Origin of the sequence: Krasilnikovia sp. M28-CT-15 (genome assembly GCF_047159595.1) — a bacterium.
Classification (GTDB): Bacteria; Actinomycetota; Actinomycetes; order Mycobacteriales; family Micromonosporaceae; genus Actinoplanes.
Map to the genome: position 1 here is coordinate 7,438,534 of NZ_BAAGAK010000001.1, position 12,180 is coordinate 7,450,713.

The 12,180-nt window shown below is 68.1% G+C and carries 4 protein-coding genes; 1 reads left to right on the forward strand and 3 read right to left on the reverse strand.

The features are described 5' to 3' along the window. Nucleotides 1–67 precede the first annotated feature (67 nt). Nucleotides 68–619, forward strand: coding sequence for a hypothetical protein (locus tag ACMCNO_RS34085; protein ID WP_412753505.1), 552 nt, complete (start codon nt 68–70; stop codon nt 617–619). Nucleotides 620–732: 113 nt separating this feature from the next. On the opposite strand, the gene ACMCNO_RS34090 is transcribed toward ACMCNO_RS34085, so the two are convergent. From ACMCNO_RS34090 to ACMCNO_RS34100, 3 genes are all read right to left on the reverse strand, one after another. Continuing rightward, entirely contained in the window at nt 733–1,128 is a 396-nt protein-coding gene (locus ACMCNO_RS34090) for a hypothetical protein (protein ID WP_412753506.1), read from the reverse strand. A 9-nt stretch (nt 1,129–1,137) separates the two neighbouring features. Then, on the reverse strand, nt 1,138–11,493 hold the full coding sequence (locus tag ACMCNO_RS34095; protein ID WP_412753507.1) for a LamG-like jellyroll fold domain-containing protein: 10,356 nt from the start codon (nt 11,491–11,493) through the stop codon (nt 1,138–1,140). Nucleotides 11,494–11,592: 99 nt separating this feature from the next. Continuing rightward, a complete protein-coding gene (locus ACMCNO_RS34100) occupies nt 11,593–12,156 on the reverse strand; it encodes a hypothetical protein (protein WP_412753508.1) in 564 nt (187 codons plus the stop codon). Between the last annotated feature and the right edge of the window lie 24 nt (nt 12,157–12,180).

Below are 12,180 nucleotides of genomic sequence, written 5' to 3' on the forward strand. Positions count from 1 at the left end.
GGTTCCCACAGCGGCCGTTGAGCGTGCAGAGTTGTACAAGGCAGCAACCTGACGGGAGGACAGGGGCATGCGGGGCGGACTGGACGACGCGCTGGACAAGCTGGCGCGCCGCGATGAGCTGCGCCGCCGCGCCGCGGGGGAGGCGACTCCACCCGTGGTGACGGAGCTGGTCGAGGCGATCGCCGCGGTCGTGGGCCGCAACCCGGAGCTTGCGGTGACCGTGGGGGTGGAGGGTGCCGGTGATCCGGTGCTGCTGCACTTCGCGGTCGAGGACGGGGTGGTGCAGGTCAGCGCGGACCACACGGTCGCGGTGCGGGCCACCGACCCTGCGTCGGCCACGCCTGCCGACTTCGACATCGCGGTCGGGGAGCCGATCGACGAGCCCGCCAATCCGGGTACGCCGCCCTCCGCGCACGGCGCTGGCGCAGACAGGCCGTGGGGTGCCGGGGACCACCATCGGTACGGGAGCCGCGCGCCTGAGCCGGCGCCGCAGCCGCAGCCGATGCCGAAGCCGGTGCCGTTGAAGGTGCAGCCGGAGGAGACGGAGCAGGCCGCTAAGCGTCTTGCCGCCCTGATCCGCGACAATCCCACCCTGCTGCGCGACACTCCGACGGACTGAGCGACTCCCGAGGCCGCCGGCGAGGCTCTGAGAAATTGAATCCGCCGCGATGATGCCAACGAGGAGTCCAGCGAAATGCGGCGTGCAAAACAATCCTCACGAGGGCCTCGAGGTCAACTCATGTCGAGGACATCACGTAGCACCGTCGCCGCCAATTCCTGCAGCTTGTCGAGCGGCTGTTCGGTAATCCGGAAGCTCGACCGAGCAGCATGCCGCACGAACTCCGGATCCAGCGAAAGGTGATACCTCTGTACGTAATAAGGCAGGTCCTGCCGCCAAACCCATACGCCGTCGCTGAGGATGGAGGGCGCGCCGGACACGTATCTGTCGCCCGAGATGACATCACGAGACGACTCCATGATGTCGACCAGAGGAATCCCATTCTCTAGATAGTTGACAATGTCGTCTTCTCGATCGGACGGCTCGGGGCGAACGGCCTCGACGAGGCTATCCACAAATACCTCCGGCCGCTTGGGCTCCAATTCGCGAAAGAATCCCACCGTACGCATTCGACCTCGTCACCTCCGACGCGGATGGAGCGTTACCCAGTCGCCGCCATTATCCACGACCGGGTCCTGCCCACGACCCAGGAGCGGATTGGTACCGACTCGATCCGTCGGCGCCAACACGGGAACATTCAACTCGTCGGCGACCTGCTGGCCAACTCCGGAAACACCCGAGTGACACACCATCAATCGACAGGCCTGCCCTTCTCGGTAATGCGGATTTGCCCTGATCGCATCGACGAGCTGGCCACCATTAGTGATCTCTCCATTTAGATCAACATATCCATCGGAAGTTCCGTGCGCCACAACGTCGTGCATCCCGGTGTTTCGGACGTTCTGGAAGTTCCTCATCGTCCTGGGGTCGCTGCCGACTGCCGTAGCGGTACGTGAATATGTGACCGGATGACCCGCCGCCGTGAGGTTATGCGGACCATCCATATAGTCCATTGAAGGTCGGCTCGATGCCGAGGGCCGTGCGCCTCCGCCCTTGCGCTTGAGGGCACTGACGCCCGGGATCATCCCCTCCAGCATTTCCCTCGGGTTGATCCGGCCCGTCGTCCCGACCTGGTTGATGAGGCCGTCGACGCCGTTCTCGGCGACCTCGGTCGCCAGCCGCCCGGCCAGGCCGGTGCCGACCTTGCTGGCCACCAGCGTCCCGACCTTGGCGGCGACAGCCCCACCGACACCGCCGACGAGACCCGACAGCGCACCGGTGCCCATCGAGCCGAGCGCGTCACCCAGGCCGTGGATGTTGCCCTGGGCTGAGTCCTTGGCCAGGTTGATCAGTGCGCCCGCGCCGACCATGCAGGCGATCGCACCGGCGCCCGCGGTGACCGCGGTGCAGGCCATGCCGGCGAGGATGGCGCCACCGATCGCGGCAACCTCGATCAGGGCGTCCTTGTGGTCGACGACCCACTTCTTCGTTGCCTTCGCGGCGTCCTTGACCGCGCTGACGGTCTTCTTGACCACCCGCTTGGCTGCGGACAGCGTGGCCTTGGCCGCCTGCTTGACGACCTTGGCGGCCTTCTTCACGAAGTTCTTGGCCTTGTGGTAGGCGTTCTTCACCCACTTCGGGGTGTGTTTCTTGACCGCCCGCACGACCTTCTTGTAGAAGCGCTTCGCCTTCGAGGCCCACTGGCGGACGTGCTTCTTGACCGCCTTCTTGACCTTGTTATAGATGCGCTTGGCCTTGTGGTAGACCTTCTTGATCTTGTTGACGCCGGCCCTGTAGACGCTCTTGGCCTTCGAGACGCCGTAGTTGTAGGCCCTCGACACGTAGGACGAGGTGTAGCTGTACGCGCTTGACGCGTAGCTGTACGCCGAGGACGCCACCGACGACACCGTGGACGTGACCGAACGCGCGGCGCTCTTCATCCAGTTCGGCAGACCCCAGTGGCCCGTCGGGTCGGTGACCGTCAGCGGGTTCGCGTCGCCGTACTGGTAGCGGTTGGCGTTGACCGAGTCCGGCGCCGGGTTGTTGTTCGCGGTGTCGCGAGTGTCGAACTGCCCGGTGTCGGTGTTGTACCAGCGCGCGGCCATGTTGACGCGGTTGGTGGACTTGTCGGTCCACTCGGACTGGTAGCCCAGGTTGCCGATCATGCCGCCGGTCGAGCCGATGACCTTGCCCAGCGGGTCGTAGACCGTGGACGCGTCGAGGGCGGTGCCGGTGGCGGTGAACTGGCCGACGATGTCGTCGTGGATGTCGGTCCACGTGTAGCGGGTGTTCGTGCCGGCCGTTTCGGCGATGACCTCGTTGGCCGTGCCACGGATGTAGGTGGCCTCGCCGTCGCCGGCCAGGTCGTTACCCCCGCCGGTGTAGGAGAAGCCATCCCGGATGGCCCGGCCGAGGGCGTCGTAGCGGTAGGTCTGGGCGCCGCCACCGGCGATGCCCTGGGTGATGACCTGCCCGAACGCGTCGGACTTGGTCTCGACCCCGTTGACCGCGCGCAGCGTGCCCCGCGGGGTGTAGCTGTAGTTGGCGTTGTCGCCGGTCAGCAGCCGGTTCCGCGCGTCGTACGTGAACTGCTTGCCGCCGTTCTGGATCCGGTTACCGGACTTGTCGTAGCCGTACACCGTGGTCGTGGTGCCGTTGTTCCACGAGGTGAGCCGGTCGGCCAGGTCGTAGTCGTAGGTGTTGGTGGTGGTGGCCCCGCCGAAGTTGGTGGTCTTCTTCGAGGTCAGGTCACCGTTCGCGTTCCACCCGTACTCGATCTTCGCCAGTGACGTGCCGGTGGCCGACTTGAGTTCGTCGCCGGTCATCCGGTGCAGGTCGTCGTAGGCGAAGTTCCGGCTGTTGCCGCCACCGTACGTGACCTTGGTGATCGCGCTCAGCTGGTTGTAGGCGTAGGTCTGGTCGACGCCCTTGCCGGTGTTGGTCAGCTTGTCGAGACGACCGGCGGTGTCGTACCGGTAGCTGGTGGTGCCGGCCGCGTCGGTGCGGCTGGCCATCGCGCCGTCGGGGTTGTAGGTGAACGACGAGTTCCCGGACGGTCCGGTGATGGAGGTCGGGAGGTCCCGGTCGTCGTAGGCGATGGTGTTGGTGCCCTGGTCGCCGGAGAACTTCGTCATGCGGCCGGACTTGTCGTAGTCGAAGGTCCGGTCCACGGTCTCGGCCTCGGCGCCCGCGCCGGCCTGCTTGGTGAGCTGACCCATCGCGTCGTACGTGTTCGTGAGGGACACGCCGCCGGGCAGCAGCTGCTTGGTCGGCCGGCCGACGTTGTCGTAGACGACGGTGAAGGTCCGGTCGGCCGGGTTCTGGTGAGCCGGGGTGGCCGGTTCGATCTGAGACTCGGGCAGACCCCACGCGTTGAACGTGGTGACGAACGCGTTACCGCGCCCGTCGGTGAACCGGGTCCGGTTGCCTTCCAGGTCGTAGCCGAACGTCGTCTCGATGGCGTCCGAGCCGCTGATCGGCTGCCGCTCGCGGACCAGCATCCCGGTCGCGTCGTAGTCGAACGTGGTCCGGGTCTTGCGCCCGTCGATGGTCGCGACCACGTTGCCCGCCGCGTCGTACTCGGTGGACGAGTCCTGCAGCAGCGTCCCGGCCGCGTTGTACGAGGCCGACTTCAGGGGCTGTCCGGCCAGGTCGTAGGACGTGGTCGTGTAGGTGCTGTCCGCCAGCGTGGTCCTCGTCGGCCGGCCCGCACCGTCGTAGGCCATCGTGGTGACGTTGTTCGCGCCGTCCTTGATGGTCAGCGTCTCACCCAGCGCGTTGTAGGTGGTGGACTGCTTCACCCCGGACGGAGACGTGGTCTCGGACAGCCAGCCGCCGTAGCCGTACTTGTAGCTGGTGGTGTCGGCGGTGTTGTCCTGCCGGACCAGGTCCGTCGAGGTCAGCACCCGGCCCAGGTAGTCATACGTGGCGGTGGTGACCGCACCGGTCGCATCGGTCGAGGACAGCAGGTCCCCGGCCAGGTCGTACGCGTAGGTGGTGACCCCGCCGTTGACCGCGGTCTTCTTCGACATGCGGTCGAGCTGGTCGTACGCGAAGCGGGTGATCCCGCCGTTGGGGTCGGTGACCGTCTCCAGCTGCCCGGCCGAGTTGTACGTGGTGATCGTCTCCGGGGTCACCGGTGCCGACGAGCCCGGCGGCGTGTAGCTCGGCATGCGCTGCAGCGTCGGACGGCCGTCGGCGTCGTAGAAGGTCGCCGACCAGTTGCCGTTGGCGTCCTTGTTGTCGGTGACCTCACCGAAGGTGTTGTAACCGGTCCAGGCCACCGCGTTCGCCTGCACGGCACCGGAGGTGCCGTTCTCGGTCAGCGCCGCCGGCGCGGTCGTCTTGACGACGTTGCCGTCCTCGTCGTACGACGAGTAGCTGGTGTTGCCGTTCGGGTCGGTCGCCGAGATCACGTTGTCGTCCGCGTCGTACGCGTACGACGTCCGGCTGACCTTCCGCTCCGTCGCGGGAGCGGCGCCGCTGGTCACGTCCGCGACCTCGGTCGCGCTCAGCGCCTGCTGGTAGACCTGCACGTCGTTGATCGAGCCGTTGACCTTGCCGACCAGCTCGCCGTTCCACAGACCCGCCCCGATGATCATCGAGGAGGCGGTGCCGAACGCCTTGCCGCCGACGGTGGATTCGAGCTTGCCGTCGACGTACAGCTTCGCGGTGCCCGCGGTCGCGTCGTAGGTGCCGGTCAGGTGCGTCCAGCGGCCCACGGCCGGGACCGTGGTGGACAGCGCCTCGGTGCCGTTCGCGTCGGCCACGTCGGAGCCGACGACCAGGAACCGCCAGCGGCCCGAGTCCTTGTCGAACGACAGGTCGAACGGCGACTGCTGGTCGCCACCACCGCCGACGACCCGGTACATCTTCGCCGTGTCGGCGATCTTCACCCACGCCGAGACCGTGAAGTCGCGGCGGGTGTCCACGACCGGCCCGGTCGTGGTCATCGCGTCGGTGCCCGCGAACACGGCGGAACCGCCGCGCTCGTCGCTCCACGACACCCCGGCCGGAGCGGACGCCGGGCTGTTGCCCGCGCTGTCGGCCGCCTTCAGCCCGGTACCGTCGGCCAGCTTCCACCGGCCCACCGGGGCCGCGCCGGAGTTGTTGTTCAGGTACGTGGTCTGGGCCAGCATCCGGCCGGCGACGTCGTACAACGCCTCCATCTTGGCCATCACCGTGCCCGACGCGTCCTTCTGCGTCGTGGCCACCGCCCGGTCGTCGTCGTCGAAGCTGACCGATGTGGTCCGCTTCAACCCGGCCGGGTCGGCGGTCGTGGCGGTCTCCCGGTTCACCGCGTCGAACGTGTGCTCGACCGTGGTGGCCCCGTTGTTGGTGACCTCCTTGGTCAGGTTCCCCGCCGCGTCGTACGTGTTCTCCTCGATGACGTGCGTCTGCGTGCCATCGGTGCGGAAGACCTTCGCCTCCAGACCGTTGTCCGTGTACTGGTGCCTGGTCGTCCAACCCATCGCGTCGGTCTCGGTCGCCAACCGGCCCGCCGGGTCGTACGTGTTGCTCGCCAGCACCAGGTCACGGGCGTCGCTCGGGTTGTTCGGGTCACCGGTGAAGCCGCGCAGCGTCGTCGACAGCAGGTTTCCCTCGGCGTCGTACTCGCTGTGCGTGACGACCCCGTCCGGGCTGGTCTGGTCGACCAGGCGCCCTGAGGTGTCGTAGGTGAACGTGGTGGTCGCCCCGCCCGGCGTGGTCGACGAGACCTCCTGGCCGTAGGCGTTGTAGCCGTGCGTCTCGACCCGCGCCGCGTCCCCGCCGGTGGAGTCCTGGGTGCGCTCCTCGGTCGGGTTGCCGTCCACGTCGTACACCGTCGTGGACACCCGGGTGTGCACCGCACCGGTCACCCGGTTGGTGACCGCGGGGTCGGTCTCGGTGACCTTGCGACCCATCCGGTCGTAGGTGGTCGTGCTGACCAGACCCTGCGGGTAGGCGTCCGAGATCTCCGTCTCGGTGAGGACCTGGCCCAGGCCGTCGTACGTGAACTTGGTGATCTTGCCGTTGGGCTCGGTCACCTGCGCCACGTCACCGGACTTGAAGTACGTCACGGTCTGGGTCGCGCCACCCGGCGTGATCACCTTCGTGGGCAGACCCGCCGGGGGCGTTCCCCCGTCGGCGGCGACGCTGCCCGCATCGGTGTAGACGGTGCGGGTCACCCGCTTCAGCGGGTCGGTGACGGTCAGCAGGTTGCCCTGGTCGTCGTAGCTGTTGCTGGTCAGGTACGTGTCGTCGCTCGCCGACGCGGATCGCCCGTCCCGCGTGGTCAGCAGCACGTCGTTCTTCGGGTTCGGCGTCAGGTTCGTCGACGTCGCGTCCGGGAAGTACGTGAAGTACACCGAGGAGCACTTGTTCGCGCTCTGGTCCTGGCAGGTGATCGACTGCTTGGTGTTGCCCCGCGCGTCCTGCAGCGTCTGGGTCAACGCGCCGTTCGGGTCGTACACCATGCTGGCGAAGCCGCCGACGTCGTAGCCGTACATCGTGGTGTTGCCCAGCTCGTCGGCCTGCGCCACGATCCGGTTGCCGTTGACGAGGTCGAAGCTGGAGACCTGCTGCGCGCCGGACGGCGTGGTCACGGCGACCTGGGAGACCGGCATCGGGATCGCGGTCGCGACACCGGAGATCATCGTCATGGCCACCGGCGCGGTCTGCTTGACCGTGTCCACGTGGTTCTTGACCTGGTCGCCGTTGAGCGCGCTGTCATAGAACGCGACGTCCGAGATCTGGCCCGGCCACCAGCCGATGTCCGTGGTACGTCCCGGCCACGCACCCGCCCACCGGCCGGAGCCGACGTACACGTGCTGCGAGGCGGTGGCCGACACCGCGCCCGACTTGACCGCGGCGACCGCGCCGTCGAGGTAGATCGCCTGCGCGTTGGTCGTGGCGGTCAGCGCCACGTGGTGCCACTTGCCGTCGTTGACCGCGGTCGGCGCCGTCATCGGCGACACCGAGCCGGTCCACAACCCGCCCCGGAGCTTGCCGTCCGTGCCCACATACAGCGCCGGGGTCCAGCCGCCGACGGCCGTCTCATCGATCGCGTCGGTCTGGTAGCCGAACAGCACACCGCCCTTGGTGTTGCCGGAGGGCAGCTTGAACCACATCTCGATCGTGTTCGGCCCGACCTGCGGCACGTCCTCGACCGGAAGTTCGAGGTACGACGAGGTGCCGTTGAAGCCGGCCGAGGGGGTGTCGCCGAACTTGCCGGCCGTGTTCAGGGTCACCGCGTTGTAGGTGGCCTGCCCACCGGCGACCTCGTTGACCGCGTCGGAGACGTCGGTGTCGCCGAGGCGCCAGTAGTCCTTCGGCTTCGCGCCCAGCACCGCGGCGGCGTACACCAGGCTGCTGCCCGCCACGGTCGGGTTGGCGAGCTTCCACGTGCCGCCGTTCTCGTCGACGACCGTGGAGACCTTGCCGGTCACCTTGTCGTAGCTGACGGTTGAGGTCACCCCGCCGCTCGGGCGGGTCACCTTCGACAGCACCGGCTGCGCGGTGCGGCCCGACGTGTTCAGGGTGGCGACCGTGGCAGCGTCCAGGGGTGAGCTGAAGAACGCGACGTCGGAGATCGAGCCCTTGAAGTACGTCGCCTTCGCCGGGCTCACGCCGGTGTTGGCGTGGTCGGGCCAGCCGCTGCCGACGTAGCCGCCACCGATGTTGATGATCTCGGCGACGTTGGTGTTGTACCGGCTGATCGTGCCCGCCAGGGTGCCCTTCGCGACACCGTCCAGGTACAGGGTCTGCGAGTCACCCTCACCGGCCAGCACCACGTGGTGCCACTTGCCGTCGGTGACCACCGTGTTCGACTGGATCGGGTTCGCGCCGCCGTTCCAGAACTCACCGCGCAGCTTGCCGAACTTGTCGATGTACAACGCGGGGGTGAAGTTGCTGCTGGAAGTGCCCTTGGTCAGCGAGTCGCCGTTGTAACTGAACAGCACACCGCCGGCGGTGACGGTGTTGAACCACATGCTCACCGACTGGTACTGGCCGTCCGCGACCAGACCGCTGGGCAGTTGCACGAACGAGCTGGTCCCGTTGAACCCGGTCGCCGTCGCGGTGCCGCCGGCCAGCCCGCCCGGCTGCCCCGGGGTCGTGCCGTTGTACCGGGCGTTGTCCATGCCCGCGTTCGCGAGCACCACGCTCTTGGCCGCGACCGAGCCGGCCGCGTCACCGAGCGGCCAGTACGACTCCGGGCCCACGTTCAGCACGGCGTTGGTGTACTGCGACGTGGTGTCGTAGTCGTACACCCAGCAGTGCTCCCAGTCGTCCGGCTGGCAGACCTTGGTCAGCTTGTCCTCGGTGTACGTGTACTGCCAGGTGTTCGACGTGTTCCCGTCGCCCGGCGTGGTCGGGTCGGTGAACACCGTCGCGACGTGTGCCGCGGTACCGCCGGTCGGGGTCTGCCACGTGATGCCCAGCTTGCGGCCGGAGGCGCTGGTCAGGGTGGTGGCGTTGCCGTTGGCGTCGTAGCCGACCGTCAGGGCGCGGTTGTTCGCGTCCTTGATCGAGGTCAGGCGGAACACCTTGCCGCCCGTCAGCGCCCGGCCGAACGTGTAGACCGTCGCGTCCTTGTCGGTCAGCGTGTACCCGGTGACCGTGCCCGCGCTGGACTGCTCCACCAGCGTCGAGAACCGACCCGAGGGCGGGGTGAACGTCCCGTTCGAGTTGCGCCCGAACGCGACCTCTTCGCCGGTCGGGTAGGTGATCCGCACGGACTGCACCGTGTTCGCGGTGTCCGCGACCCGGGTGGCACGGGTGTCCAGGATGCTCGACCAGCCGGTACCGAACGCCGAGTCGCGCCGCGGGTCCAGGCTGTTGTAGCTGCGGGTGATCGACAGCGACGGGCCGACCGTGGCCACGTTCGCGTCCGTCGCGGAGGTGGTGTAGTTACCCGTGCTCGAGTCGAAACCCTTGCCGCCGTTCTGGGCCAGGTCGCTGGTCAGGGTGGGCTGCGGCACCGCGGTGGTGAACGCGTACGCCGGGGTGGCCGCGCTGTAGGTCACCTTGTCGTACGCCTTGACCGTGTACAGGTACGTCGTGTTCCAGGCCAGCTTGCCGGCCGGCACCGTCCACGTCCCCGCCACCGCCGGAGAGGTGGCGATCGTGGTCTTCCCGTCCGCGCTCAGCACCGTGTACACGTACGTCAGGCCCTGGTTCGGCCAGTTGTCCGAGTCGTGGCCCTTGACCAGCAGTTCCGGGGTCAGGCTGTTGACGACGGAGTTGTTCGCCGGGTAGCGGACGTCGACCTGCGGGGCGACGTTGTTCGCGTACGTCAGCTCGAGCACCGGCTTGTGCGAACCGCTGTCGTAGTTCGCCGACGTGAACCGCTTCCAGGCGTTCGAGTCGGTCTCCGACGCGGTCAGCGCCAGGCCGTAGTTCGGGTTGCCCTTCGACCAACCGTCGATCGTGGCCGGGTTCAGGGTCACCGACACCCACTTGCCCTGCGACCGGTTCCCGCCCGTGTTCGTACACGCCGAGCCGGGGTCGGTGACGGTCAGCGACCCGATCGAACCGGAGTACGACGGGCCGTCCCAGCCACCATTGGTCAGATCCGCGACGGCCCACTTCTCCGTCGACGCCCGCACGTCGAACGCCCGGTCCACCGTGCAGGAGTACGTCCAGGTCAGGAACAGCTTCAGGACGGCCTTGGTGATCCGCTTGCCCTTGAAGCCGTTGTCGTCGAACTCATCGAAGTGAATGAACGAGCGCGCCTTGACCGTGCCACCGTTGTACGTGCCGATCGGGAGGTTGTCGCCGTTCTGGTTCGTCGTGCTGTTGTCGTTGTCGACGAACACGTCACCCGTGGTGCCGGTGGTCGCGGTCGGGTCCACCCGGACCGGGTAGACGCGAGCGGGGTCGTTCAGCCAGTTGCGGTCGGCCTCCACCCGCAGGACCGTCACACCGTCGCGCTCGGTCAGCTGGTAGGTGACGCCACCGGACTCCGCGGGCGCACCCGAGTGCGGGTCGACCTTCGAATCCTGCATCGAACCCTTCGGGAACCACGCCACCGCCTTGCCGTCGGTGTTGCGCAGCTCGATGCTGCCGTCCTCGGCGACCCGCGGCGTCAATCCCTTCAGCGCCAACGGGAACGTCCACGACGACGGCGCGTCCTTCGAGCGCAGGACGAAGGTCTCCTTGAAGCCCGCGTCGAACGTCTGCATCTCCAGGTCGGTCTGCGGGAGGATGCCCGGGTACGTGGCGGTGTTGCCGTCGATGGTCGGAGTGACCGGGGCCGCCCCGTCGAGGGTGTAGCCGACGCTCTCACCCGTGGGCAGCTTCAACGCGGCCAGCTGCGCAGCCGCCTCGGGCGCCTTGGCCGGAGCATCGGCCGGCGTGCCCGGGGCCGCCTGCGCCGGGGCCTCGGTCGTGGCCGGTGCCTTCGTGGCCAGCGACGCGTCCAGGCTGTTCGCGGCCATGTGCAGGCGTCCGTCGGAGCGCTTCTTCAGGTCCGGGTCGATCGGCTGGAACTTGCCGTCCTTGCCCCGGTAGTTCGCCGCTCCGCTGTACGTCCGGGTCGTCACCGAACCGTCGGCGTTGTCGAACACGTCCGAGCGGGCCGTCGAGCGGTCCTCGTCACGCTCACTGGTCGCCGCGTCGAAGCCGAGTTCCGCGTCGGGGGTGACCTTCCGGTCCCGGTTCGGGTCGTACGGCTGGTACGAGTCCAGCGTCCCCGCAACCTGCTTCGGCGCCCGGCCCGCACCACCCTGGGCCGTGGTGTCCGCCGTACTAGCGGGCCGGCGGCTGCCGCCCGGACCGCGCTTCTGCTGCGGCACCGCCGGATCGGGCTTCGCCCACGCCGGCCGCTGCGACACCCACGACCACAGCCAGGAGACCGGGAGCTCGGGGTCGCGTACGGCATCCACCGGGGCGGCGACCGTCAGTCCGAAAACGACCGCGGTGACGACTGCGATCTTCCCAGCGGCACGGCGCATGCCGGCTCCTCCCCCGTGATGGCGTGAAACGCGAGGGAGTTTGCGGTACTGATGCGACAGGAATCAAGTCAGTACGAGCCGCGGACAGGTAACGGTTCATCAGTCCTTGGTGATGGACAGCACATCGACGACTGCGGAGCGCACGCGCTCGGTCACCCGAGCGGGATCCGAGTCGTTGATGACGGACACGTTGGCCTGCGATTTGCCCGATCCCACCAACACAAAATGGACGTTGGGCTGCGAGGGTGCCGCGGCGTCCAACGCCGCGTTGGGCGCCTGGCCGACGGTGAGGATTACGTCACACTTGCCGCCGACCAGGGTCGCCAGGAAGGTCGCGGCGTTGGCACCGGTCTGCGGCCCGTCGACCTCGAGGAACTGCACCTTGCCGCGGGTCTCGAGCGAGGCCTGCCGCATACCCGCCCACACCGGGGCAGCCTGCTTGTCGGCCGTTCCGCCCGCGGGCGTCAGCAGACACGCGGTGGCCTCGGTGTAGACCCGGGCGCGGGGGTCAGGTCGCCCGTCGGGCCACAGGGCCCAGGTCAGCGCGCCGGCCAGCAGCACCAGCGCGGCGCCGCCGCCGATCAGCCAGCGCCGCCGTCCGCCCGGTAGCCGGAAGCCATCGCGCCCCGTCCTGCCCGCCGAGCCGCGCAGTCGCTTGTCCATTCGTCCGCCTAGCACGGCGCAGAG